The following is a 26,617-nucleotide window of genomic DNA, read 5'->3' on the forward strand; positions in this document are numbered from 1 at the left end:
GACAATAAAGGGGGCTATCGCCCCCTTATAACACTATTTTGTAGTCACGATGCTTCGTGGGCTCTCACAAAATTAACCGTCAATAGAACGTTTAACTTCAATGATTTCGAAGACTTCGATCATATCGCCAACGCGAACGTCGTTGTAGTTCTTAACGCCGATACCACATTCCATACCGTTACGAACTTCACTAACGTCATCTTTAAAGCGACGCAGTGATTCTAATTCACCTTCATAGATAACCACGTTATCACGCAGGACACGGATTGGGTTATTACGTTTAATGGTACCTTCAGTAACCATACAACCAGCAACTGCACCGAATTTCGGTGATTTAAATACATCACGGACTTCTGCCAGACCAATGATTTGCTGTTTGTATTCAGGTGCCAACATACCACTCATCGCTTGTTTGATTTCATCAATCAAGCTATAGATGACCGAGTAGTAACGTAAATCAACACTTTCGCTTTCAATTACACGACGTGCAGAGGCATCAGCACGGACGTTAAAGCCTAGGATGATTGCGTTTGATGCAGCAGCCAGTGTCGCGTCAGTTTCAGTGATACCACCCACGCCTGAACCGATGATTTTCACTTTAACTTCATCTGTTGACAGTTTCATCAGAGAGTCAGTGATCGCTTCACAAGTACCTTGAACGTCAGTTTTCAGTACAATGTTCAGTTCAGAAACTTTACCTTCTTCCATGTTAGCAAACATGTTTTCCAGTTTAGATTTCTGCTGACGAGCTAATTTAACATCGCGGAATTTACCTTGACGATACAGGGCAACTTCACGTGCTTTTTTCTCATCACGAACAACTGTCGCTTCGTCACCCGCAGAAGGGACGCTAGACAGACCTAAAATCTCAACAGGCATTGATGGACCGGCAGATTGAACTTCTTTACCTAATTCGTTACGCATTGCACGAATACGGCCATATTCAAATCCACACAGGACGATATCACCTTTGTTCAGCGTACCTTCTTGAACTAGGATAGTTGCCACAGGGCCACGACCTTTGTCTAAGTAAGACTCAACAACCACGCCGCTTGCCATGCCGGTATAAACTGCTTTCAGTTCTAAAACTTCAGCTTGCAGTAACAGTGCATCAAGTAAATCGTCAATACCTGTACCCACTTTCGCAGATACACCGATAAATTGAGTATCACCACCCCACTCTTCAGAAATAACACCGTACTGAGACAGCTCATTTCTAACACGGTCAATATCCGCTTCTGGTTTATCAATTTTGTTCACAGCAACAACAATCGGTACACCCGCAGCTTTCGCATGTTGGATAGCTTCGATAGTTTGTGGCATTACGCCATCGTCCGCTGCAACAACCAGAACAACGATATCTGTTGCCTGAGCACCACGAGCACGCATAGATGTAAACGCGGCGTGACCTGGGGTGTCTAGGAAGGTAATCATACCTTTGTCAGTTTGCACGTGGTAAGCACCGATGTGCTGAGTAATACCACCCGCTTCGCCTGATGCCACTTTCGTTGAACGAATGTAGTCAAGTAAAGAGGTTTTACCGTGGTCAACGTGACCCATGATGGTAACAACAGGTGCACGTGGTTCTTGCGCTGCAGAACCCGTATCACGGTCATTCATTACCGATTCTTCTAACTCGTTCTCACGGCGCAGAATAACTTTATGACCCATTTCTTCTGCGACTAATTGTGCAGTTTCTTGGTCAATCACTTGGTTGATAGTCGCCATAGCGCCCATCTTCATCATCGTTTTGATGACTTGAGAACCTTTTACTGCCATTTTATTCGCGAGTTCACCCACAGTGATAGTCTCGCCAATCACAACATCACGGTTAACCGCTGCTGCTGGCTTAGTAAAGCTTTGCTGTAAAGAACTACCTTTACGTTGTTTACCTTTAGTACGGCCTGAACGACCCGCAGCACGCTCTTCTTCGCGGTCTGCTTTCTCAGAAAGTTTGTTACCTTTTTTCTGACGAGGTGCTTTCGCTGTACGGTTACGTGAACGACGGCCTTCTTCTTTCTCATCACTTTCATCTTCAGCAGCGCGAGCATGCGTTGAAGTGGTTGTGTGATAATCGCTGTCTTCTTCAGTCTTCGTGTCAGCAGTCCATTTTTCGCCGTTTTCTTCAGCCATTTTGCGTGCTTCTTCAGCCACGCGACGTGCTTCTGCTTCAACTTTGCGCTGAGTTTCTTCTTCAGCTTTACGTTTTAGCTCCGCAGCTTCAGCTTCACGGCGTTGTTTGTCGGCATTACTTTCTACAGCTTTGCCTGCTTTTTGTTGATTTTCGCTTGGTTTCACTTTTTCTCTTTCCGCTGCTTCGCGCGTAGCTTTATCTGCTGCTTCACGTTTTGCTTTCTCTTGGGCTTCACGTTTTGCCTTTTCTTCCGCTTCACGTTTAGCTGTTTCTTCTGCTAATCGTTTTGCTTCTGCTTGACGTTGTGCCAGTTCTTCAGCTTCGCGCTGTGCCTGCTCTTCCGCTTCACGCTGCGCCTGCTCTTCCGCTTTTGCTTCTTCAGCATCACGGTTCACATAAGTGCGTTTTTTGCGGACTTCGACATTTACCGATTTGCTTTTGCCACCGGTGACGGGGACACTCAGCGTACTACGAGTTTTGCGCTGTAGTGTCAATTTGCTTGGCTGACCCGCTGCCCCGCCTTGTTCACGGTTTAAATGGCTCAGTAAAGCTTCTTTTTCTGACTGACTAACAGAGTCATTCTCACCTTTTTTGATCCCTGCTTCAGCAAATTGCTGTACCAGGCGATCAACTGTGGTTTGAATTTCCGTTGCCAATGTTTTTACAGTTTCTGTCATGCCGTTCCTTCCTGCTACAGTGTTTACGCATCGTTACCGAACCAGCAAATATTACGTGCGGCCATGATGAGCGTACCTGCTTTCTCATCATCCAGACCTTCAATATCAATCAGGTCGTCGATGCCCTGCTCAGCAAGATCTTCCAGTGTACAGATTCCACGAGTAGCCAAATTATAGGCAAGAGTACGATCCATACCTTCAAGATTCAACAAATCTTCTGCTGGCTGATTATCACCTAGGCTCTCTTTTTGAGCCAATTCTATTGTGGTGAGGGCCGCTTTCGCTCTTTCACGTAGAACTTCAACAGTCTCTTCATCAAGACCATCAATTTCCAGAAGTTCATTAATAGGCACGTAAGCCAGTTCTTCTAACGTCGAGAAGCCTTCTTCAACAAGTGCAGTGGCAAACTCTTCATCAATATCAAGATGCTTGGTGAATGTATCAATAGAAGCATGTGCTTCTGCCTGATGTTTTGCATTAAGCTCTTCTGCGGTCATGACGTTTAATTCCCACTTGTCATCACCACGGTGTTTTTTCAGTAATTGAGCTGCCAGACGTACGTTTTGACCGTTACGTCCAATGGCTTGTGCCAGATTACTGCTTTCTACGGCAACATCCATCGTACATTTGTCTTCATCGACTACGATAGATGCAACATCAGCCGGAGCCATTGCATTAATAACGAATTGAGCTGGGTTATCGTCCCATAACACAATATCAATTCTTTCGCCGCCTAATTCACTAGAAACGGCTTGAACTCGCGCTCCACGCATACCAACACAAGCACCAACAGGGTCGATACGCTTGTCATTAGTTTTCACCGCAATTTTTGCACGAGAACCTGGGTCACGGGCAGCGGCTTTAATTTCAATAATTTCTTCGCCAATTTCTGGTACTTCAATGCGGAATAATTCAATCAGCATTTCAGGGCGAGAACGCGTAACAAAAAGTTGCGCACCGCGTGCCTCAGGACGAACATCATACAGGACTCCGCGGATACGGTCACCTGGACGGAAGTTTTCACGTGGCAACATATCTTCACGCAGAATCACAGCTTCAGCGTTATTGCCTAAATCTAACGTGATATTTTCACGATTAACTTTTTTCACCTGAGCCGTGATAATTTCACCTTGTTGCTCACGGAATTGGTCAACAACCATCGCACGCTCTGCTTCGCGTACTTTCTGTACGATAACTTGCTTAGCTGTTTGAGTGGTAATACGGTCAAATACAACAGACTCGATTTGGTCTTCGACGTACTCTCCAAGCTGCAGTGCCGGATCTTCGTATTGAGCCGCTTCTAATGTAATTTCACGCGTTGGCATTGTGACTTCTTCGACAATTAACCAACGACGGAAGGTATCGAAATCACCTGATTTACGGTCAATTTCCACACGGACATCAATTTCTTGCTCGTATTTCTTTTTAGTTGCCGTCGCTAATGCAGTTTCCAGAGCCTCGAAGATTTTTTCACGAGGGAGGGATTTTTCGTTAGAAACCGCTTCTACAACAGCCAGAATTTCTTTATTCATCCTAGTTGCCTCATTGAACTTTATTAAAAGTGGGGTACCAAGTTAGCTTTCTGGATGTTGCCGAGGGCGAACACCTCATCCTTACCATCTACAGTAACCGTAATCATTTCACCGTCTATGGCCTTAATAACGCCTTGCCACCTACGGCGGTTCTGCATTGCTATACGCAAAGTCAATGCCACCTCTTCACCCATAAAACGCTCGTAATGCGCAATAGTGAATAATGGACGCTCAAGCCCTGGTGACGATATTTCCAGGTTATAAATGACAGAAATTGGATCTTCAACGTCCAATACTGCACTGACCTGATGGCTGACATCAGCACAATCATCAACAGTGATGCCTTCTTCACTATCGATGAAGACACGCAGTGTCGATGTGCGACCACGGATAAACTCTAAGCCAACAAATTCAAAGCCTAGCGCCTCCACCGGTGCTGAAATCATCTCTGTTAATTTCTGTTCTAATGTGGACAAGCCCACCCCCAGACATAAAAAAAGGGCTATAAAAGCCCAGTTAATTCGATTGTCAAATAACAAAAAACCCCGAAATTCGGGGCTTTATGCAACTGGACCCTGTAGTGCACGGGTTCACCATATTCTTATTATACCTGTAAAATCTAGAGAAATCGATGAGAAATTTTGAGAGCTGTTAGTTAACTGCACTTGATTGCTACACCGGATAACTACTATAGACTACGATACTGACAAGGTATGTTGAATAAGAAATGGTTGCGGGAGCCGGATTTGAACCGACGACCTTCGGGTTATGAGCCCGACGAGCTACCAAGCTGCTCCATCCCGCGTTCGAAAACGTGTCATATTCTACACAGATAACCCGTAAATCACAAGCTATCTAAAATAATGGTGCCGAGGACGGGACTTGAACCCGTACGCCCGTTTTGTAGGCACTACCACCTCAAGGTAGCGTGTATACCAATTTCACCACCTCGGCACTGAGGCGAGGTTATCAATAGTTAATCAATAACCTCAAATTTTAACTTCTCACTCATCGCTGAGCTTACTACTTAATGATGGCATTAGTTGCCTTCATTCGGAATCTTTCACACTTAACGAGGGATATCGCTCGTTGGTGTAGCTGGTGCTGCCGGAACGTCTGTTGGTTGCTCGACTTTTGTAGGTTCACTAATGTTTTCCCACTTACTACCACTACCAGTTCCGTACTTGTTAGCAGTCATATTGCCAAGTATCAAACTGATGATGAAAAACACAGCAGCCAAGATTCCAGTCATACGGGTCATGAAGTTACCTGAGCCCGATGAACCAAACAGTGTTGCAGAAGCGCCCGCACCGAATGAAGCTCCCATGTCAGCACCTTTACCTTGCTGTAACATAATCAGACCAATAAGCCCGATAGCCGCTAGCAAGAAAATAATTAAAAGAGCTACATACATTTGAGTTACCTATTCAGTTGCGGTGCATAGCCTAATGCTATGACCTTTATCACTGCACACCTGCTCATTTCGACCGTGAAAGAATACTCTTACGGGATTGAGCAGGTGCGAATACTAACCAAAGCTGAGCCGACAAGCAAGTCTATTTTGATTCCATTTGATTATTTGCAGAAAAAAACAACAAATCATCAAAATATCGCTCAGCTTCACCCATAACAACTTAGCCCGCTGCTTTTACAGCATCCGCAATATGGTTTGCCATTGCTGTCACATCAGCTTCGTTTTCACCTTCAACCATGACACGGATTAACGGCTCTGTTCCTGATTTTCTCAGTAGTACACGGCCTTTTCCTGCCAATTGTTTTTCAACTTCTTCGTTCGCCGCAACCACCGCATCACTTTGTAGTGGATCGTGTTGGCCTTTGAAACGGACATTGACCAACACTTGAGGTAATAATTTCATACCACTGCATAAGTCATGTAAGCTCATATGGTTACGTACCATAGCACTTAATACCTGCAAGCCTGCAACAATCCCGTCACCAGTAGTCGTTTTATCCAATAAAATCACGTGACCTGAGTTTTCAGCCCCCATGCGCCAACCTTTTTCCTGTAATTTTTCGAGGACATAGCGGTCGCCCACTTTTGCACGCTCAAAAGGAATACCTAGCTGTTTTAGGGCGATTTCTAATCCCATATTACTCATTAGTGTTCCGACTACGCCGCCTTTTAGTTGGCCTTGACGTAGCGCTTCACGAGCAATAATAAAGAGGATTTGGTCACCATCGACTTTTTCACCGAGGTGGTCGACCATGATAATGCGGTCGCCATCACCATCAAATGCCAAGCCAACGTGCGCTTTTTCTTCCAGTACTTTTTGTTGCAATTGACGCACATCCGTTGCACCACATTCTTCATTGATGTTGATCCCATTAGGATCACAACCGATAGTGATAACCTCAGCGCCTAATTCACGAAACACATTTGGTGCGATGTGATAAGTAGCCCCGTTAGCACAGTCAATCACTATTTTTAAACTTGCTAGGCTTTGTTCGTTCGGGAACGTACCTTTACAGAATTCAATATAACGGCCCGCAGCATCGACAATACGGTTTGCACGACCTAATTCTGCTGACTCAACACAAGTGATCGGTTTTTCCATTTCAGCTTCAATGGCTTCTTCGACTTCATCAGGCAGTTTGGTTCCGTCAATTGAGAAGAATTTAATCCCATTGTCATAATATGGGTTATGAGACGCTGAAATGACAATCCCCGCTTCTGCGCGGAAAGTACGTGTTAAATAAGCGACCGCAGGGGTTGGCATTGGGCCGGTGAAAGATGCGGATAAACCTGCTGCAGCTAAACCTGCTTCTAGCGAGGATTCGAGCATATAGCCAGAAATACGCGTATCTTTACCAATAATAATTTTACGAGAACCATGACGTGCGAGAACTTTTCCTGCCGCCCAACCTAATTTTAAAACAAAATCAGGGGTAATTGGGCTATCACCCACTTTGCCACGAATACCATCAGTACCAAAATATTTACGGTCGCTCATACGCTTATTTTTCCTTTTCTGACAGAGTCATCTGTACCACTTGCATCGCTTGCACGGTTTCTTTGACATCATGAACCCGAATGATGTGTGCTCCTTGCATCGCAGCAATCACTGCACAAGTTAAGCTGCCTGCGAGGCGTTCTTGTGGTGGAACATTTAATAATTGTCCAATCATAGATTTACGTGACATCCCTGCCAATAGCGGTAGTCCGAAATTATGAAATTGTTCTAAGTTTGCCAATAACTGGTAATTATGCGACAAGTTCTTACCAAAACCAAAGCCCGGATCAAGGATAATTTGCTGTTTCTCTATCCCTGCTGTCACGCATCGGGTGATTTCAGCATCAAGATAGTCTTTTACTTCACGCACCACGTTTTCATAGTTTGGAGCTTCTTGCATCGTTCTTGGCTGGCCTTGCATATGCATAATGCAAACGGGTAAACCTGTTTTCGCAGCAACTTCTAATGCATCTGGCTCATGGAGCGAGCGAATGTCATTGATAATATGCATACCTGCGTTTGCAGCTTCGGCCATGACTTTCGCTTTCGAGGTATCGACTGAAATCCACACATCAAAACGCTGTGCTATCGCTTCAACAATGGGAATAACTCGGTCAAGCTCCTCATTCACAGAAACTTCAGCAGCGCCAGGACGAGTCGATTCACCACCAATATCAATGATAGCCGCACCGTGTTGAACCATTTTTGCCACATGCTCAAGCGCATCATGATAACGATTATGAGTGCCACCATCTGAAAATGAATCAGGAGTGACATTCAAAATCCCCATCACCTTTGGTGTGGATAAGTCAAGAACACTGCCTCTCGCTTTGATTTGCATTGTTATTTTTCCTTAACGAAAAAAACCCCAGCGAACTGGGGTCTTAGTATTTTATTTCACGACCGCTTATTGTGGTTTGCTGTCGTTATTATCTGATGGTTTTGATTCATCAGTATTATTACTACTATCGGTATTACTTGGTTCTTCAGCACTGTTGTTAGGTTCTTCAGATTGAGGTTTTTCGGCTGTTTTTGCTACATTTGCCGCACCTTTACCAAATGTCCCCGTCACATTACTGACTTTTTTATCTTCATCCCAACCTGCTGGTTCACGAACTGGACGACGATTCATTAAATCATCAATCATTGGCATATCGATAGTTTCATATTTCAGTAATGCATCTTTCGTTGCATGTAGAATATCGATATTATCTTCCAGTGTTTTGTAAGCCAGTTGGTAACAGTGGTCTAAAATTTTCTTAATTTCTTCATCAACAATACGTGCTGTTTCATCAGAAATTCCAGAACCATTACCTGAAGAACGACCTAAGAACGCTGGACCTTCTTCTTTCGAGTATTGCATTGGGCCTAAACGGTCTGAGAAGCCCCATTGCGTTACCATGTTACGTGCAGTATTGGTTGCGAACTGAATATCGGAAGAAGCCCCTGTAGTAACTTTTTCACGGCCATAAATCAGTTCTTCAGCAATACGACCCGCATAGGCTGTCGCAATCATACCTTCGAGTTTCAAGCGACTACGGCTAACTTCATCACCTTCCGGTAAGAAGAAGGCCACACCCAGCGCTTGGCCACGTGGAACAATTGTGACTTTGTGAACAGGATCATGCTCTGGCATTAAATGACCGATAATCATATGACCACCTTCATGGTAAGCCGTTGATTCTTTTTGCTCTTCGGTCATCATCAGAGAACGACGCTCTGCACCCATCCAAATTTTATCACGCGCTTTTTCGAATTCAACCATGGAAACGACACGCATGTTTGCACGTGCTGCAAACAATGCGGCTTCGTTAACCAAGTTTGCCAATTCAGCACCAGAGAAGCCCGGTGTTGCACGTGCAAGAATGAAAGTATCTACGCTTGGGTCGATAGGAACACGACGCATATGCACTTTCAGAATTTGTTCACGGCCACGAACGTCTGGTAAGCCAACGACTACCTGACGGTCAAAACGACCTGGACGTAATAAAGCAGGGTCAAGTACGTCAGCACGGTTAGTTGCTGCGATAACAATGATACCCTCATTACCTTCGAAACCGTCCATTTCAACCAGCATTTGGTTCAGTGTTTGCTCACGCTCATCGTGACCACCACCAAGACCTGCACCACGTTGACGACCTACTGCGTCAATCTCATCGATAAAGATGATACAAGGAGCTGCTTTTTTCGCTTGTTCGAACATATCACGAACACGAGAAGCCCCCACACCCACAAACATTTCCACGAAGTCTGAACCGGAAATGGTGAAGAATGGAACTTTTGCTTCACCTGCGATAGCTTTTGCCAGTAATGTTTTACCCGTTCCTGGAGGCCCTACCATCAGGACGCCTTTTGGAATTTTACCGCCAAGTTTTTGGAAACGAGCAGGTTCACGCAGAAATTCTACGATTTCGCCCACTTCTTCTTTGGCTTCATCACACCCAGCAACGTCTGCAAATGTTGTTTTGATCTGATCTTCTGTCAGCATGCGGGCTTTACTTTTGCCAAATGACATCGCCCCCTTGCCGCCACCGCCTTGCATCTGGCGCATGAAGAAAATCCAGACACCAATCAACAGAAGCATTGGGAACCAGGAAATAAAAATAGATGTCAGTAAGCTAGGTTCTTCTGGTGGTTCACCAACAACCGTCACATGCTTATTCAGCAAAGTGTCTAACAGCTTCTCATCCTGCATAGGAAGATAAGTTGTATAGCGGCTATTATCAGCCTTTCTGACGTTCAGTTCACGACCGGTGATACGAACTTCACGTACCTGATCCTGGGCTAACTCATTGATAAACGTAGAATAATCAACTCTGCGACTATTCGAATCGCTTGGGCCAAAACTCTGGAACAAGGACATCAGAACAACTGCGATGACTAACCAGAGAATCAGGTTTTTCGCCATGTCACTCAAGGGATTAACCTCATATTACAACTGTGTTAACAAATAACGCTCAGGGTACTATAGTTTTAGCCCTGTCGCTACAATGTATACTTCACGTGACCGTGCCCGCGAAGATTCGGGTTTACGAACTTTTACTTTCGTAAACAGGGAGCGGATATCCCTAAGGTAATCGTCAAAGCCTTCTCCCTGAAACACTTTAACAATGAAACTCCCCCCAGGCGCCAATACAGCACGGCACATATCCAATGCTAATTCAACTAGATACATAGAGCGAGGAATATCAACCGCTGGTGTCCCACTCATATTTGGCGCCATGTCAGACATGACCACCTGTACTTTTTTGTCGCCAACGCGTTCTAACAAAGCGGCGAGAACGGCTTCATCGCGAAAATCCCCTTGCAGGAAATCAACGCCAACGATTGGGTCCATCGGCAATAAGTCACAAGCAATAACCCGCCCATTATGACCTATTTGGCTAACAACGTATTGCGACCAACCACCAGGGGCTGCTCCTAAATCAACAACGGTCATACCTGGTTTAAAAATTTTATCACCTTGCTGGATTTCTTCCAGCTTAAACCATGCACGTGAGCGTAGCCCTTTTTTTTGTGCTTGCTGAACATATTTATCACTAAAATGCTCTTGCAACCAGCGACTTGAGCTTGCCGAACGTTTTTTATTGGCCATTGTGCTTTCCAACTATACTAAAAGAACTTCACCTAACTTGCTGCTTCTTTACCATCAAAAAGATATAATTGATGGTGATAGATATCAGATGGCGGTAGAATAAGCCATTTTCAATACTAACCAAGCAAAAAATCAATGAATCTTAATAAAAAACAAATTCAGCACCTAAAAAGTCTCGCTCACCATTTAAACCCTGTTGTTATGATCGGCAACAATGGTTTAACCGAAGGTGTTTTGGCTGAGATTGAACTCTCATTAGCGCATCATGAGCTTATCAAAGTCAAGATCGCAGGCGAAGACCGTGATACTAAAAATTTGATCGCTGATGCGATTGTTCGCGAAACTGGTGCAGTAAATGTACAAATCATCGGTAAAATTCTTGTTATCTACCGTCCTTCGGCAGACCGCAAAATCATTTTACCTAAATAATTTCCCATCATTTATATAAAAATGCCATTGAAAGCATGTTTTATATGATGAAAAAGGCCGCCTGCGGCCTTTTTCTTTAAATCAGGGAAATAATATAACCAATTCAGGGAAATAGGAATCAGATATACTCAACTTTAAGAATTTCGAACTCAACATCGCCACCTGGGGTTTTAATTGAGACCACATCATCAATTTCTTTACCCACTAAACCACGTGCTATCGGGGAATTAACAGAAATCAGATTGATCTTAATATCTGCTTCGTCATCACCAACGATACGATACGTTAGCTCTTCATCGGTATCAACATTCAGTACAGTCACAGTTGCGCCAAAGATAACGCGACCATTATTGACCATTTTAGTTACATCGATTACTTGAGCGTGAGAAAGCTTACCTTCGATTTCTTGAATACGGCCCTCACAGAAACCTTGTTGCTCACGTGCTGCATGATATTCTGCATTTTCTTTTAAGTCACCGTGCTCACGCGCTTCTGCAATAGATGCAATAATTTCTGGGCGACGGACAGATTTAAGGAATTCAAGCTCTTCTCTTAGCTTATCCGCACCAAGTACCGTCATCGGGATCTGTTTCATTAATAAATACCTCGGTTCAATCCTATCTAAAAACAAGTATCTTCCTGATTTTGTAACAACAGTACACCGAACACCTACGTAAAACCGGGGGGTGTTCTAGTAAAAAAACGCAATCAGACTTATGTACTCATTTATCTTATCATAATGTACGCTATTTTAACTGAGACTTAATAACGGGTCACCGTTTACTTTCTTGGGCATTACACTTTAGTATGTATTATATGTCCACCCTAATGCGTGAAATATATGTCATTATTAACTTTAACCAGAAAATGGATCATCTCTTTAGGAATTACCTTAGCCAGTACGCAAGTTTTTGCGATTCCGATTGATGAATACAAACAATATTTACCTGATGGCACTAACCTTGCTCTGGTCGCGCAAAAAGTGGGAAGTAGCACCCCATTAATTGATTATAATGCACAGCAAATGGCATTACCTGCAAGTACACAAAAGGTTGTGACCGCTCTTGCTGCCCTATTACAACTGGGGCCAGATTACCGTTTTGTCACCAATTTTGAAACTGATGCAAAACTTAGCAACAACACATTGACTGGCGATTTAGTGATCCGCTTCAGTGGTGATCCAACACTAACTCGTCAACAAATTCGTAATATGGCTAATGCGTTAAAGCAGCTTGGGATCCATAAAGTTGATGGCGATCTCGTCGTTGATATTTCTGCTTTTACTAGCCATGACAAAGCACCTGGTTGGGTTTGGAATGATATGACCCAATGTTTTAGTGCGCCACCTGCAGCGGCTATCATTGACCGCAACTGTTTTTCAGTTTCTCTTTATCCTGCTGAAAAAGCAGGTGACTATGCCTTCATTAAGGCGGCTAGTTTTTACCCTGTCAATATGTTCAGCGAAGTCAAAACATTAGCTAAAGGCTCCCCTGAAGCGCGCTATTGCGAACTTGATGTTGTTCCTGGTGAACTGAATCGCTATACCCTGACAGGTTGTTTAACCCAACGCAGCGAGCCCTTACCACTTGCCTTTGCGGTACAAAACGGAGCGAGTTACTCAGGGGCGATTGTCAAAAATGAGTTAATCACTGCGGGTATTGAGCTCACCGGCCATGTGAAAAAGCGCACATTCCCAGCGCCTCAATCACAAGTGTTAGTCAAAACTGAATCTAAGCCGCTACATGATTTGCTAAAAGTCATGCTAAAAAAATCCGATAATATGATAGCAGACACTGTTTTTCGTACTATCGGTCGAGAATATTATGGTGTCCCAGGTACTTGGCGTTCAGGATCCGATGCGGTAAGACAAGTACTGAAGCAAAAAGCGGGGATCGATCTTGGCAATACTGTGATGGTTGATGGTTCAGGACTGTCTCGCCACAATTTGATCACCCCTGCAACAATGATGGAGGTCTTGCAATTTATCGCAAAAAACGATCAACAACTCGATTTTATCTCCATGCTTCCACTTGCAGGCCATGATGGTACATTGCGTTATCGTGGCGGCTTTGATGAGGCTGGTGTAAATGGTAAAGTTTCCGCCAAAACGGGGGCATTACAAGGGGTCTATAACCTCGCAGGTTTTATCACAACCGCCAGTGGCCAGCGTGTTGCTTTTGTACAGTTTATCTCTGCTTATGCGGTACCACAAAACCAGCAACGTACTCGTCGAGTACCATTAGTACGGTTTGAAAGCCGTTTGTATAAAGATCTGTATCAGAAAAACTGATCATACGTGATTTAGATATTAAAAAGGCGCTTTCGCGCCTTTTATATTTCTAAGATAAACTATTTTTGATAAATGATTTCGACACCTTCGTCGTCATCTTCATCCCAATCGTCATCCCAGTCGTCATCAAAATCTTCAGTACCAGACAGTTGCTCTTTATGGTAATCATCCCACATGAATTCAACTTTTTCAGGTTGCTGTGCATCTTCAGTCGTGGCCATATCACGTGGTTGAGTATTCATAAATTCCATGATATCCCAACACAGTGCTTTCACACCTTCGTGGTTAACCGCTGAAATCATGTAGAATTTATCTTCCCAGCCCATCGCTTTGGCAATTTCTGCTGCACGCTGTGCAGATTCTTCTTCACCTAAGATATCAATCTTATTGAAAACTAACCAACGTGGTTTTGCTGCCAGTTTTTCACTGTATTTTTCTAACTCACTAATGATGATCTTCGCATTTTCGACAGGATCAGACTCATCAATAGGGCAAATGTCAATCAAGTGAAGTAAGACACGACAACGCTCTAAGTGTTTCAGGAATTGGATCCCAAGACCTGCACCTTCTGCTGCGCCTTCGATCAACCCTGGAATATCCGCAACCACAAAACTTTGCTCGTTATCCATACGCACGACACCCAAGCTTGGGACCAAAGTGGTAAATGGATAATCAGCGACTTTTGGTTTTGCTGCTGATACAGAACGGATAAATGTTGATTTACCTGCATTTGGCATACCAAGCATGCCCACATCTGCTAACAGCATCAATTCTAACAGTATTTCGCGGGTTTCACCTTTAGTCCCCATAGTACGTTGACGTGGAGCACGATTTACTGAAGATTTAAAACGGGTATTCCCAAGCCCATGGAAACCGCCTTTAGCGACCATATGACGTTGATCATGACGAGTCATATCACAAAGTACTTCGTTGGTCCCTAAATCGCGTACACGCGTTCCTACAGGTACTTTTACAGTGATGTCTTGACCACGTTTACCTGTACATTCACGGCTTTGGCCATTTTGGCCACGTTCTGCACGAAATGATTTTTCAAAACGATAGTCGATTAGCGTGTTGAGGTTTTCGTCTGCTTGTAAGTAAACGTCCCCACCATCGCCACCGTCACCACCGTCCGGTCCCCCTTTAGGGATGTATTTTTCACGGCGGAAGCTGACACAACCATTGCCACCATCTCCTGCCACGACCAATATTTTGGCTTCATCTACAAATTTCATAATTCTTTCTCCGCTTCTGAGCCGCATAACGCTGGATGGCTGTTCTACTCAGAGATGGTGTATCTTTAATACGTGTGTAGTTCATTAAAGATCAAATATCTGAATATAAAAAGCCCCGCAAAAGGTTTTTGCAGGGCTTTAATTCTGAATTAAAGGTCAGAAAACTTATTCAGCTTCGATGCTGATAAATTTACGATTGTTTGGACCTTTAACTTCAAATTTAACTTTACCGTCCGCTAATGCGAACAGAGTGTGGTCACGGCCACAACCTACGTTGTTACCTGCGTGGAACTTAGTACCACGTTGACGAACGATGATGCTACCTGCTAATACAGCTTCACCACCAAAACGTTTAACACCTAAACGTTTTGCTTCTGAGTCACGACCGTTACGAGTCGAACCACCAGCCTTTTTGTGTGCCATTAATCTGCTCTCCTAAATCTTAAGCGATGACAGTGATCTTAACATCAGTGAACCACTGACGATGACCCTGTTGTTTACGGCTATGTTTACGACGACGGAATTTGACGATTTTAACTTTTTCGCCACGACCGTGTGCAACCACTTCCGCTTTCACTTTAACGCCTTCAACGACAGGAGCGCCGATTTGGATCTCATCGCCATTAGCAACCATCAGAACTTGATCAAATTCAACAGTTTCACCTGTTGCGATGTCCAGCTTTTCTAGGCGGACAGTTTGACCTTCGCTAACTCGGTGTTGTTTACCACCACTTTGGAAAACCGCGTACATATTAACTCCGCTTTCCGCGTACCCGCTAAATATTTCAATTCCAGAGTACGCTATAAAATATTCACAATAGGGCGCGAATTCTACGCAAAAAAGCAGCAGAACACAAGCCAATAATGCGGTTAGATGACAAAAAATACGACTTTTTTCTCAATAACCGTTTTTGAGCATTGATTTCGTCCCTATTCACTCAATTGTTACTTATTTAAACATTTTTTGCATCACACCTGATAATCTTATAATTAATAATGTTATGCTAGAAGGATAACTGTTCTATCGGTCTCCCATTTTTTTATTTCGGGAATGAACCAAAAACTAATAATATGAATAAATTACGATGAATTTAGAATCTATTATTGAACTGACAACTGAGGATATGTCAGCGGTAAACGAAGCCATCCTCAGTCAATTGAATTCAGATGTTGCACTAATTAACCAGCTTGGTTATTACATAGTCAGTGGTGGTGGTAAAAGGATCCGCCCAATGATCGCTATACTTGCAGGTCGATCCTTAGGCTATTCGGGTCATAAGCATACCCAGGTCGCTGCATTGATCGAGTTCATTCATACAGCAACACTGCTGCATGATGACGTCGTTGATGAGTCTGATATGCGTCGAGGAAAGCAAACTGCAAATGCTGTTTTTGGTAATGCAGCGAGTGTCTTAGTCGGTGATTTTATTTACACTCGATCATTCCAGATGATGACGGATCTCGACTCAATGCGGGTACTAAAGCTGATGTCTGAAGCGACGAATGTGATCGCTGAAGGCGAAGTTTTACAGTTGATGAACTGCAACGATCCCAACATTACTGAAGAAAACTACATGCAAGTGATCTACAGTAAAACCGCACGTCTGTTTGAAGCAGCGGCTCATGCATCGGCGATTTTAGCCGATGCAACACCAGTGCAAGAAAAAGCACTACAAGATTATGGTCGTTATATTGGTACTGCTTTCCAGTTAATTGATGATCTCCTCGATTATGATGCAGACAACGCTCAACTGGGAAAAAACACGGGTGATGACTTAGATGAAGGTAAGCCTACACTTCCCCTACTTCACGCGATGCAAAATGGTAACGAAGAAGAATCAGCATTGATCCGCCAAGCCATTGAACAAGGTAATGGACGCCATTTGTTAGATACTGTTCTTGCAACCATGAAACGCTGTGGTTCTCTTGAATATACTTATGAAAGAGCCCAAGAAGAAGCACAAAAAGCGATTGATGCCTTAAATGTCATTGAAGATTCAATTTATAAAGATGCATTGATCGGCTTAGCTTATATCGCAATCCAACGCCATTCTTAGTCACTAAAAAAGATAAAGCGGGTCAAGAAAAGGGGAAACGTTATTTTTCCCCTTTATCTTCTTCATCAATTTGAGCAAGCAGTGATGACAGGCCATAACGCAGGATGTATTTCACTATTTTATTGCGCTCAGACTCAGTCAGTTGGTAATACGCTTCCGACCAGATTTGCAATGCATCGGTTCTTTGGCTTTGATAAGTTACCGAAGGCTCATGCAGGCTGAGCTGCCCTTGGATTTCCCCCGGTAAGCTTTCAAAGTAATACTCAACTGCCTTACCCTGTACCCCTCTTTTACGGCGGTTTTTCCAGCCTTCTCGTCTTGCCATTAGGTTAATTCCCTGGGGTGATGTAGGGAGCCCTTCTAACCCTGCTAATTCTTTGGCAGTGAACCACAATTTTTTCATTTTCACTTCACACTTATATTATGAAATCCGCTGTTGCAGCTTTGCTAAAATGTCATCAGTTAAAAAAATTTTTAAATTCAATATAATATTATTTCTATATATTAATTATTTACACCTTAAGCAATTGTAAATTATTTATTATTAATTAAATTAATTAGCGCTAATGCCCCTTCGCGCATAATAAATGTCAGGACAATGTCTCTTTCATCATTGGAAAGCTGGTTATAAGCTTCCTGCCAAATAAAGGCATTATCATTTCGTTTTACTTGATAAGGTGGTGAAGTTTCGTTAGCAAACTGACCTTCAAAAATATCGATAGGTAAAGAACTAATATGGTATTCCAATGCTTTGCCTTGAATACCCCGCCTTTTACGGCTTAACCAGTTTTCACGCCTTGCCATTGCATTAATACCTTGAGTTGTCATGGGAAGCCCCTGTAACCCAACCAACTCTTTTGCCGTTAGCCATTCCTTGTACATACTGACCCTCCTAGTCATGATGACAATTTAATTTTCAGTTGTTGAAAACTATCTATATTTTCTCAAAACCTCATTGACTCATTCGTTTTATTTATACCTATAAATAATAATATACAAATTATATTTGTTATTAGCGTTCTAATTTCTTTTAATAACAGATAATTAAATAATTCACTTGCTAATAATTTAACTAATTTTATTAACTAATCTAGATATATTACTCGTACAAGTAAAAAGTAGCATTAAATATGCCATTCTTGTCCCTAACTAGAAAGAGTTAGTTTTAACGTCAAAGTTTTATCCTAATTCACAGTTATTCATTCTGACTTTCTATTTAATTTCATAAAAACCACGACAGTTTCATAAAATGAATTTTTAAGAAAAAATCAGAAATTATTTTGGGAAATTTCTGTTATTTTATTTCCAATAACTAAACGGATGTACTGAATGTATCATAATTTTCGGTTACTCGTACCACTAACTCTACATGATTCTAAGTGAAAAAAGGACTAAAAAATGATTTTACGGAAGTCGGACTGGCACCCTGCAGATATCATCGCAGCTTTACGTAAACGTGGAACTACACTTGCCGCAATTTCACGCGAGGCAGGGTTAAGCTCTTCAACGTTAGCAAATGCACTATCACGTCCTTGGCCTAAAGGGGAATGGATCATTGCAAATTTCTTAGCGATCCACCCTGCTGAAATTTGGCCGAGTCGTTATTACGATCCAATTACAGGGGATTTATTAGAAAGAAAAGTTAGAGTAAAAACACCAGCGGAAGATTAAAAACTGAATGAACTAAATTATAAGGCCGTGAATAATAAATTAATTTATTCACGGCGTTATCTTTTGATGGCAAATCAATAAAAAACGGCTTTGTTTATTTCATTCGCGCGAAACCATCAGCAAGGTCTTGTTTTAAATCATCTAAATTTTCTAAGCCAATCTGCAAGCGCAATGTCGGCCCTCCAGGATTCCAATTAGTCACAGTTCGATATTCAGCACAATTAAATGGAATAATTAAGCTTTCAAACCCTCCCCATGAATACCCCATACCAAAAATTGATAAGCCATCCAGCATTCTTGCAATATCTGTTTGGGTATATTTAGGGTCAAGTACAATGGAAAATAGCCCCGATGAACCAGTAAAATCCCGCTTCCAAATTTCATGGCCAGGGCAATCCGCAAATGCAGGGTGTAAAATACGAATCACTTCAGTGCGTTCTTGTAGCCAATGTGCAATGTTTAAAGCTCTTTCTTGCGCTTCTTTTAAGCGAATAGGTAAGGTTCGCAAACCACGCAACGCAAGAAAACAGTCCTCTGCTCCCGGCAGCATGGCCATATAATCATAAGTTTCACGTAATTTCGGCCACCACGCTTGGTTTGCTGAGACAATTCCCATAAGCAAATCAGAATGGCCACCTAAGTATTTGGTCCCCGCCTCCAGCGAGATATCACAACCCAGTTCATGAGCTTTAAAAAATAAAGGTGTCGCCCACGTATTATCAATAATCGTCGCAATATTATGGCGTTTTGCAACCTCAACAATTGCAGGAACATCCTGAATTTCGAAACTTTGAGAACCAGGGGATTCTAAAAAAATTGTGCTGGTATTTGGCGTTACCAGTTTTTCAATGTCCGCCCCAATCATCGGATCATAATAGGTCGTGATGATCCCCATTTTATCCAACAGACCATGGCAAAATTTACGTGTTGGCCGATAAACACTATCAGGCATTAATAAATGATCACCTGTTTTCAATGTTGTCAGCAATGCCAACACAATCGCGCCTAAACCAGACGGCGAAAGCACTGTACCTTCAGCTCCAGCAAGAACGGACCAAGCTTGCTCCAATTGCTTAATTGTTGGCGTGCCCGCTGTGCCATAATTAAATTCCGCCCTATCATTAATTAAAGCGTCAACCGTTGGAAATACGACCGTCGAGCCACGATAAACGGGGGCATTTACAAACCCAGCTTGCTTAGCGGGGTCTCTCCCTAGCTGGGTGACTTGTGTATCAACATGAAATTCAGATACCGCTTTTTTCTTCATGAGATCCTCTCAACAACATTATTATTTATTCGAAAAATTTAAAGAATGGAGATAGACATAACAGCACACCAAAGAAAATGATGAACCACACTGTTGGGCCTTTAAATTTGTGTAATGCAGGGACTTTGTAAACCAGATAGCAAGGAATTAAGCAAGAAACGATACCAAACAATGGGCCACCAAGTTGCATAAAAAACAGAATTGAGAACCGTGTTGAAACCCAAAACCACAGTGCAATGATAACGCCTAAGCATACCCCATAATGTAGCACTGTTTGGTTAATACGTTCTTCAGGAATAAATCGACTCAGTAGATTGACAACAATGCCTTTTATCGCTTCTTGGAAGCCTAAATAAATTCCCAAGAATGCCGTCAAGATAGCAAAAATATTGAGTAATGCGGTCATTACTTTCACAACGGCACCTGGTATCACTTGCGCCGCAATCGCTAATGCTGAAATATTTTGTTCAAAAGCCGATACCGCTTGCTCATGGCTAATTGAGAAGGTAAAAGAAAAAGCAAAAAACAAAACTGCCACAGCGAGAATAATATACGCAACCCGGTTGGCACGTATTGCACGATATGTCGCAATGCGTTTATCACTTTCTACTTTACGATACGCAATATTCATGGGGCTCAATATTTGCACAAATAATATAGAAAATAGAGTAAATGGGAGTGTTAAAAAAACATCTCGCATAAATGGGAGAAAATCAGGAAAAGCCGTAATATTCGCAAAATTCCAATACGGCACCATCACTATACCGAGCAGCACGATAATACCGAATTTTACAATAACCATTGGACCAGAGACTTTAAACAGTAACCGCTCCCCTTGTGCAGCAATGGCGACTAATACCGAAATAATAATCAGCCCATACCAAACAGAATCGGATAACAACCCTTCCGTTAATCCAAACGTTTTAATGTAGGAAGCGCTGTCGAAGGTGACTGCCAGCGAGTAAGAAAACATCCCGTGCAATAACATCAAGAAATAGGCAATTCCTAATGCTATCCCCCAGTTTTTCCCCAAATATTGTGTAATAACACTCGCGTAATCATTACATTCTTCAGATTCTGATAATGTTCTTAGATATAAATTTTGTAGCCAATAAATTGCTGGATAAGAAAGCATTGTCGCTGCAATAAAGACCCAAATACCTTTGATACCAATTTGCACAGGCATAAAAACAATTCCTGAACCAATTGCCATGCCAATGCATAAAATAACCCAACCAACATCATATTTTGTAAAGGGGATCTTTTTCGTATTAATCGGATTATCTGCACTTGCCTGAATACTATTAGACATAGTCTATTCCTCAACGTTATAGATTTAATTATTAAAAAAGTTAGGAACAACATTATTGTGTAGGAGCTACGTTTCTTTTTAAAACTGGTGTGGCATGAGTAAACTGCGATAAATTCACAATTATAGTATGCTGGAATAAACGGGTTTAATAGGGCATGACAATGCTAATAAATAAAAACACTTTTGCGTTTAAAGCAAAAATTGACAGCTACGCGATTTTTCGGCATTTAGAGCTATTCATTAAAATCGTCGAATGCAATAGCTTCAGCCTTGCCGCTAAGAAGCTGAATGTAACACCATCGTCAGTTAGTCGAGGCCTTCAACAACTCGAAGATCAGTTGGGGGTTGTCCTTCTAAAGCGCACAACGCGAAATTTTATTTTAACGGATGCAGGGCGCTATTTATTGCAACGATCGCAAAACTTATTGGCCGATCTCGATGATTCACTCATCAATACCGCCAGCTTCTATCAACACGCTCAAGGGCAATTAAAAATTACCTGTTCTATTGCATTTGGTGTTTGTCATTTAATGCAAATATACAGTGAATATCGCGAGACCAATCCTAAAGTAAGTTTGTCTGTTGACCTTAATGATGAGCTCATTAATTTAAATGAAGTCGATTTTGATATTGCGTTACGAATTACCAGCCATCCCCCCGAAAACTTTGCATTACGAAAAATTTGTAATATTAATTGGGTATACTGTGGGAGCCGTACTTATTTCGAACGATATGGTATTCCTCAATCCCCTGCCGATATTGCATCACACAATTGTTTAATTAACCCAAATATTCCTGACACTTGGCGCATGACGGATAAAGACGGCAGCGCATATCCTCTCGAAATTAATAATATGATTGAGGTAAATAGTAGCTTAGGGTTATTGGAGGCAGCTCGCTGCCATCAAGGTATCGTTTGTTTGCCTACTTACATGCTAGGCAATTATATTGAAAACGGGGAATTGCTCCCTGTCTTATTGGATTATGACCCTAAATCCACTCCATTTGCCCTATATGCCTTATACCACCCAGCCCACACTCACTCACCTAAGATCAGGACATTTATTGATTTTTTAGTAGAGAAAATACCATCAGATCCGCATTGGGACCACTGGATGCGGCAGCATGCTTCATGATGACTGACCAATAAAAAAGGTTGAGTTCAAAACGATACTCAACCTTTTACTATTAGGAAAAATTAATTGGCATTAGCCATTAATGAATTTTTCACCTAATTCGATATCTGCTTTTAATACATCTAGCATATCTTTCAGTGCTTTTTCTTCAAATGCACTTAATTTACCGATTGGTAAATGCTTTTCGATACCGTTTTTGCCTAAAACAACAGGTTGTGCGAAGAAGCGAGCATGTTCACCATCACCTTCGGTGTAAACACATTCAACCACATTGCTTTCGCCTTGGAGACCACGAATTAAAGATAAACCTAAACGTGCAGCCGCTTGGCCCATAGATAAAGTTGCAGACCCGCCACCCGCTTTCGCTTCAACGACTTCTGTACCTGCATTTTGAATACGTTTAGTTAACGCGGCAACTTCTTCGTCAGTGAAGCTAACACCTTCAATTTGAGATAACAGTGGCAGGATAGTCACGCCAGAGTGACCGCCGATCACAGGCACTTCGAGATCATTAACATTTTTGCCTTTTAATTCAGCAACAAACGTATTAGAACGAATGATATCTAATGTCGTCACACCGAATAAACGGTTTTTATCATAGACGCCTGCTTTTTTCAGGACTTCTGCAGCGATAGCAACGGTGGTATTCACTGGGTTAGTGATAATACCAATCAATGCTTTAGGACAAGTTTCAGCAATTTGTTGGATCAGGTTACGGACAATACCCGCATTGATGTTAAATAAGTCAGAACGATCCATACCTGGTTTACGAGCAACACCCGCAGAAATAAGGACAATGTCAGCACCTTTCAATGCAGGTTTTGCATCTTCGCCAGCAAAGCCTGTCACTTTCACATCAGTAGGGATATGGCTTAAGTCAGCAGCAACACCTGGAGTGACTGGTGCGATGTCGTAGAGGGAGAGTTCTGAACCTGCTGGGAGCTGGTTTTTGAGAAGAAGGGCGAGAGCCTGACCGATACCACCTGCTGCACCTAGGACTGCAACTTTCATTCTGAAACTCCTTAATTTGTACTTTAAAAAGATATCACTTTATTTGTTATACACTTAACACATTACGTATAAAAAACAATTTGTTAACAGATAGAGAGAGAGTTTAACGCAAGAGAGCTTGTTTAATAATTGCCAGTATTCTAAACAAATTCCTTATCTGTTAATGAGATAACGGGCACTTTTTTAACAAATAGTTTTTCCGGCTATTGCATTTCGCACAATAAGTTGTTTTTAGTGTATATTATTCAATCAAAAACATTTTTGTTAACAATAAATTTACAATGAATATCTGAAAAATTCATTGTTCTATTATGCTAATTTTTCATTCCCATAATTTACGATAAATAAATACTTCTGGCTATCAACTCAAAATGTGCTTACCTAACTTTAAGTTACTCACTGGTTATAAAATCATCATAACGCAATTTTGTTGCATAAAAATGCACTTTTACGGATAATACAACTTAGTTAAATGCAAAAGAATGGGTTAATTATGCGCACTCCGTCTAAACAAGAAGACTTGGTTAAGGCTTTTAAAGCCCTACTTAAAGAAGAAAAATTTAGCTCGCAAGCTGAGATCGTCACGGCTTTGCAAGAAGAAGGCTTCGAAAATATTAACCAATCAAAAATTTCCAGAATGCTAACTAAATTTGGTGCTGTTCGCACCCGTAATGCAAAAATGGAAATGGTATATTGCTTACCTACTGAGCCCGGTGTCCCTACCGCCACCAGCCCGCTCAAAAATTTGGTTTTAGATATAGACTATAACCCTTCTGTTGTCGTAATCAGAACGAGCCCAGGGGCTGCACAGCTTATTGCACGCTTGCTAGATTCATTAGGTAAAGCGGAAGGAATTTTAGGTAGTATTGCTGGTGATGATACAATCTTCTCAACGCCAGCAAACAATTTTACCACAAAAGAGCTATATGAAGCGATTTTAGCGTTGTTTGAACAAGAGCTCTAATCCATACTAATTTAAGCATCAGAAGAGGGAAATTCAATTTCCCTCTTCTTGTTTTTATCTATTTCTATTCGATTTTGAGACATCATTTTGCTATTTGATATTTTCCGTAACTTCATACACTACGGCTTTCATTTTCTAATGCCAATTGCCTTTGGTTACCTGTTTTGGCGAAAAAATTGGAAACTAGCCGCCCTGATTATGATTGCCACGATGGCTATCGACTTAGATCATCTGCTGGCTGATCCGATTTTCGACCCAGAGCGTTGTGGTATTGGATTCCACCCGCTTCATTCTTTTTGGGCTGCCGTTATCTATGTAGTGCTATTATTCATGCCATCATGGAAACTTAAAGCCATTGCCGTTGGTTGTTTATTCCACCTTTTTACTGATTCACTAGATTGTTATATGGGAAGCTTAAAAAAAGAAATGAATGCTCCAATTACATTGAGCTTAACAATACAACAATGCCCTACTTCCGTTTCCTCATGATAAAACGAGTGCGCTTTTGATTTATTACTGCAGGTATAATTCCAAAGAACGATAGTCATCTACCGCGACAATATTTAATGTTAATTAAACAATTTATTAACATTAAAAGGTTGCTGAATGATTCAAAAAACACTTTTAGCTATTGCATTGAGTAGCGCAATATCGAGTTTTGCTTATAGCGCTCCCCCTGAACAACCCAATGTTTTAATCATTATTGCCGATGATATGGGCTATTCCGATATCAGCCCATTCGGAGGAGAAATTCCTACGCCCAATTTGCAGACTATGGCCGAACAAGGTGTCAGGATGAGCCAGTACTATACTTCCCCAATGTCAGCACCTGCTCGTTCCATGTTGCTCACTGGCGCAACTAATCAACAAGCGGGGATTGGTGGAATGTGGTGGTATGAGAATACGGTTGGTGAGCCCGGCTATGAATTACGGCTTACTGACCGTGTGGTCACTTTGGCTGAGCGCTTCCAAGATGCAGGCTATAATACTTTGATGTCCGGTAAATGGCACTTAGGTTATAGCCATGGCTCGCGGCCAACAGATAGAGGATTCAACCAAGCCTTTGCCTTTATGGGCGGAGGGACTAGCCACTTCGGTGATGCCGTCCCACTAGGAACGGTCGAAAGTTTCCACACTTATTACACATTAAATGGTGAAAAAACACCGTTACCCACAAACTTTTATTCCAGTGAAGCCTACGCAAAACAACTTGAAGAGTGGATAAAAGAAACCCCTAATGGCCAACCTATTTTTGCCTATTTGGCTTTTACTGCCCCTCATGACCCTCTGCAAGCGCCAGATGAGTGGATCCAACGTTTTGATGGCCAATATGATGAAGGCTATGGAAAAATTTATCAACAGCGCATCAATCGGTTAAAAGAAATCGGGATTATCACAGATAAAACCCCCATGCCTCATCTTGATTTAGACAAAGAATGGGAACAGCTAACACCTGAAGAAAAGCGTTATGCAGCTAAGACAATGCAAGTCTATGCGGCAATGATTGCCAATATGGACGAGCAAATTGGCAATGTACTCAATACATTAAAAGAAACTGGCCGAGATAAAAATACGATTATTATTTTTGCGACAGACAATGGGGCTAACCCAGCTCAAGGCTTTTATTACGAGGGCGATTCTGCATTTTGGCAGCAGTTTGATAATAGCTACGCAAACTTAGGACGTAAAAATTCCTTTGTCTCTGCGGGACCTCATTGGGCCAATGTCAGCAATGCACCCTATGCAAACTTCCACAAAACCACCAGCGCACAAGGTGGGATTAACACCGATTTAATCATCACAGGTCCCGGTATCAATAAAGCAGGAAGTATTGATAATACTCCGATGGCCGTTTATGACATCGCTCCAACTCTATATGAATTTGCGGGTATTGATCCTAATAAAAAGATTAAAGATATCACCTCTGTGCCTGTTCGAGGCGTTAGCTTTAAACAGCATTTTACTCAAAATATCCCAGTAAAAACGCGTTATTCATTTGCTATGGAATTACATAACCAAGCAGCCTTAGTTGAAGGTGACTGGAAACTACGACGCCTTGTCCCTACCTCGGCTAAAGCAGAAATGGCACCATGGGAGCTATTTAATTTAAAAAACGACCCGCTGGAAACGCAAAACCTTGCCGCACAGTACCCTGACATTCTTGAAAAACTTCGCCAGCAATATGAACAGTTTGCCAAAACAGGAATGGTTATTGAGGCCAAAGGGGAAGCTATTGATTATATTGGTTATAACGAAAAAATGGGTAATTACCTTGGTATTGACCCCGAAACACATAAGCGCATTGTGCCAGCACTAACTCAATCAGGGGAATAAC

At 42.1% G+C, this 26,617-nt stretch carries 25 protein-coding genes and 2 tRNA genes; 8 read left to right on the top strand and 19 right to left on the bottom strand.

The window, feature by feature from the left end:
- Positions 1 to 72: 72 nt before the first annotated feature.
- The 10 genes from infB to rlmE form a co-directional block, all read right to left on the bottom strand.
- Entirely contained in the window at positions 73 to 2,811 is a 2,739-nt protein-coding gene (gene infB / locus PSE60_RS03010) for a translation initiation factor IF-2 (protein ID WP_272664537.1), read from the bottom strand.
- A gap of 23 nt (positions 2,812 to 2,834) precedes the next feature.
- On the bottom strand, positions 2,835 to 4,343 hold the full coding sequence (gene nusA, locus PSE60_RS03015) for a transcription termination factor NusA (RefSeq protein ID WP_004905898.1): 1,509 nt from the start codon (positions 4,341 to 4,343) through the stop codon (positions 2,835 to 2,837).
- 23 nt (positions 4,344 to 4,366) lie between these two features.
- Complete coding sequence (gene rimP / locus PSE60_RS03020; protein WP_004907471.1) at positions 4,367 to 4,819, bottom strand: ribosome maturation factor RimP; 453 nt, start codon at positions 4,817 to 4,819, stop codon at positions 4,367 to 4,369.
- A gap of 252 nt (positions 4,820 to 5,071) precedes the next feature.
- Positions 5,072 to 5,148, bottom strand: a tRNA-Met gene (locus tag PSE60_RS03025).
- Between the two features lie 59 nt (positions 5,149 to 5,207).
- A tRNA-Leu gene (locus tag PSE60_RS03030) sits at positions 5,208 to 5,297 on the bottom strand.
- 115 nt (positions 5,298 to 5,412) lie between these two features.
- The gene (gene secG / locus PSE60_RS03035) at positions 5,413 to 5,757 is read right to left on the bottom strand and encodes a preprotein translocase subunit SecG (protein WP_004905902.1); all 345 of its coding nucleotides are present in this window, start codon (positions 5,755 to 5,757) and stop codon (positions 5,413 to 5,415) included.
- A gap of 220 nt (positions 5,758 to 5,977) precedes the next feature.
- On the bottom strand, positions 5,978 to 7,315 hold the full coding sequence (glmM, locus tag PSE60_RS03040; RefSeq protein ID WP_004905906.1) for a phosphoglucosamine mutase: 1,338 nt from the start codon (positions 7,313 to 7,315) through the stop codon (positions 5,978 to 5,980).
- A 4-nt stretch (positions 7,316 to 7,319) separates the two neighbouring features.
- Positions 7,320 to 8,156 (bottom strand): dihydropteroate synthase, encoded by an 837-nt coding sequence (gene folP, locus PSE60_RS03045; protein ID WP_272664538.1) that lies wholly within the window; start codon positions 8,154 to 8,156, stop codon positions 7,320 to 7,322.
- Positions 8,157 to 8,222: 66 nt separating this feature from the next.
- Positions 8,223 to 10,232: an ATP-dependent zinc metalloprotease FtsH gene (gene ftsH / locus PSE60_RS03050; RefSeq protein ID WP_272664539.1), complete on the bottom strand. Its 2,010-nt coding sequence runs from the start codon at positions 10,230 to 10,232 to the stop codon at positions 8,223 to 8,225.
- Between the two features lie 48 nt (positions 10,233 to 10,280).
- Positions 10,281 to 10,910: a 23S rRNA (uridine(2552)-2'-O)-methyltransferase RlmE gene (gene rlmE, locus PSE60_RS03055; RefSeq protein WP_004905912.1), complete on the bottom strand. Its 630-nt coding sequence runs from the start codon at positions 10,908 to 10,910 to the stop codon at positions 10,281 to 10,283.
- 135 nt (positions 10,911 to 11,045) lie between these two features.
- On the opposite strand from rlmE, the gene yhbY reads away from it, so the two are divergent.
- Positions 11,046 to 11,339 (top strand): ribosome assembly RNA-binding protein YhbY, encoded by a 294-nt coding sequence (gene yhbY / locus PSE60_RS03060; RefSeq protein WP_004905914.1) that lies wholly within the window; start codon positions 11,046 to 11,048, stop codon positions 11,337 to 11,339.
- 118 nt (positions 11,340 to 11,457) lie between these two features.
- On the opposite strand, the gene greA is transcribed toward yhbY, so the two are convergent.
- Positions 11,458 to 11,934, bottom strand: coding sequence for a transcription elongation factor GreA (gene greA, locus PSE60_RS03065; protein WP_272664540.1), 477 nt, complete (start codon positions 11,932 to 11,934; stop codon positions 11,458 to 11,460).
- Between the two features lie 246 nt (positions 11,935 to 12,180).
- Between greA and dacB the strand changes: the two genes are divergently transcribed.
- Entirely contained in the window at positions 12,181 to 13,629 is a 1,449-nt protein-coding gene (dacB, locus tag PSE60_RS03070) for a serine-type D-Ala-D-Ala carboxypeptidase (protein WP_210835676.1), read from the top strand.
- A gap of 59 nt (positions 13,630 to 13,688) precedes the next feature.
- Here dacB and cgtA read toward each other — a convergent pair whose 3' ends face one another.
- From cgtA to rplU, 3 genes are all read right to left on the bottom strand, one after another.
- Positions 13,689 to 14,864, bottom strand: a complete 1,176-nt coding sequence (cgtA, locus tag PSE60_RS03075) for an Obg family GTPase CgtA (protein WP_004907460.1) — start codon at positions 14,862 to 14,864, stop codon at positions 13,689 to 13,691.
- A 165-nt stretch (positions 14,865 to 15,029) separates the two neighbouring features.
- Positions 15,030 to 15,287: a 50S ribosomal protein L27 gene (gene rpmA / locus PSE60_RS03080; RefSeq protein WP_004905922.1), complete on the bottom strand. Its 258-nt coding sequence runs from the start codon at positions 15,285 to 15,287 to the stop codon at positions 15,030 to 15,032.
- A gap of 19 nt (positions 15,288 to 15,306) precedes the next feature.
- Positions 15,307 to 15,615, bottom strand: coding sequence for a 50S ribosomal protein L21 (gene rplU, locus PSE60_RS03085; protein WP_004905925.1), 309 nt, complete (start codon positions 15,613 to 15,615; stop codon positions 15,307 to 15,309).
- A 334-nt stretch (positions 15,616 to 15,949) separates the two neighbouring features.
- On the opposite strand from rplU, the gene ispB reads away from it, so the two are divergent.
- On the top strand, positions 15,950 to 16,921 hold the full coding sequence (gene ispB / locus PSE60_RS03090) for an octaprenyl diphosphate synthase (RefSeq protein ID WP_210835677.1): 972 nt from the start codon (positions 15,950 to 15,952) through the stop codon (positions 16,919 to 16,921).
- 40 nt (positions 16,922 to 16,961) lie between these two features.
- Here the strand turns inward: ispB and PSE60_RS03095 are convergent, their stop codons facing one another.
- Together PSE60_RS03095 and PSE60_RS03100 are read right to left on the bottom strand one after the other, a co-directional pair.
- Positions 16,962 to 17,324 carry a DNA-binding protein gene (locus PSE60_RS03095; RefSeq protein WP_102138218.1) on the bottom strand — a complete coding sequence of 121 codons (363 nt, stop codon included), beginning with the start codon at positions 17,322 to 17,324 and terminating at the stop codon, positions 16,962 to 16,964.
- Positions 17,325 to 17,455: 131 nt separating this feature from the next.
- Positions 17,456 to 17,803, bottom strand: a complete 348-nt coding sequence (locus PSE60_RS03100; protein ID WP_210835678.1) for a DNA-binding protein — start codon at positions 17,801 to 17,803, stop codon at positions 17,456 to 17,458.
- Between the two features lie 516 nt (positions 17,804 to 18,319).
- Here PSE60_RS03100 and PSE60_RS03105 point away from each other — a divergent pair.
- Positions 18,320 to 18,592, top strand: a complete 273-nt coding sequence (locus tag PSE60_RS03105) for a helix-turn-helix domain-containing protein (RefSeq protein ID WP_004905930.1) — start codon at positions 18,320 to 18,322, stop codon at positions 18,590 to 18,592.
- A gap of 94 nt (positions 18,593 to 18,686) precedes the next feature.
- On the opposite strand, the gene metC is transcribed toward PSE60_RS03105, so the two are convergent.
- Together metC and PSE60_RS03115 are read right to left on the bottom strand one after the other, a co-directional pair.
- The gene (gene metC / locus PSE60_RS03110; protein WP_210838027.1) at positions 18,687 to 19,859 is read right to left on the bottom strand and encodes a cystathionine beta-lyase; all 1,173 of its coding nucleotides are present in this window, start codon (positions 19,857 to 19,859) and stop codon (positions 18,687 to 18,689) included.
- A 25-nt stretch (positions 19,860 to 19,884) separates the two neighbouring features.
- On the bottom strand, positions 19,885 to 21,171 hold the full coding sequence (locus PSE60_RS03115; protein ID WP_210838028.1) for an amino acid permease: 1,287 nt from the start codon (positions 21,169 to 21,171) through the stop codon (positions 19,885 to 19,887).
- A gap of 161 nt (positions 21,172 to 21,332) precedes the next feature.
- Between PSE60_RS03115 and PSE60_RS03120 the strand changes: the two genes are divergently transcribed.
- Positions 21,333 to 22,307, top strand: coding sequence for a LysR family transcriptional regulator (locus PSE60_RS03120; RefSeq protein WP_115168095.1), 975 nt, complete (start codon positions 21,333 to 21,335; stop codon positions 22,305 to 22,307).
- Between the two features lie 72 nt (positions 22,308 to 22,379).
- Here PSE60_RS03120 and mdh read toward each other — a convergent pair whose 3' ends face one another.
- Complete coding sequence (gene mdh / locus PSE60_RS03125; RefSeq protein WP_004905937.1) at positions 22,380 to 23,318, bottom strand: malate dehydrogenase; 939 nt, start codon at positions 23,316 to 23,318, stop codon at positions 22,380 to 22,382.
- Positions 23,319 to 23,811: 493 nt separating this feature from the next.
- Between mdh and argR the strand changes: the two genes are divergently transcribed.
- The 3 genes from argR to PSE60_RS03140 all read left to right on the top strand — a co-directional run bounded on the left by argR (position 23,812) and on the right by PSE60_RS03140 (position 26,616).
- The gene (gene argR, locus PSE60_RS03130) at positions 23,812 to 24,282 is read left to right on the top strand and encodes a transcriptional regulator ArgR (RefSeq protein ID WP_004907450.1); all 471 of its coding nucleotides are present in this window, start codon (positions 23,812 to 23,814) and stop codon (positions 24,280 to 24,282) included.
- Between the two features lie 87 nt (positions 24,283 to 24,369).
- Positions 24,370 to 24,771: a DUF6122 family protein gene (locus PSE60_RS03135; protein ID WP_272664542.1), complete on the top strand. Its 402-nt coding sequence runs from the start codon at positions 24,370 to 24,372 to the stop codon at positions 24,769 to 24,771.
- Positions 24,772 to 24,891: 120 nt separating this feature from the next.
- Positions 24,892 to 26,616, top strand: a complete 1,725-nt coding sequence (locus tag PSE60_RS03140; protein ID WP_272664568.1) for a sulfatase-like hydrolase/transferase — start codon at positions 24,892 to 24,894, stop codon at positions 26,614 to 26,616.
- Position 26,617: the final 1 nt, after the last annotated feature.

It is taken from the genome of Providencia sp. PROV174 (genome assembly GCF_028480685.1).
In the GTDB taxonomy this organism is placed as follows: Bacteria; Pseudomonadota; Gammaproteobacteria; order Enterobacterales; family Enterobacteriaceae; genus Providencia; species Providencia rettgeri.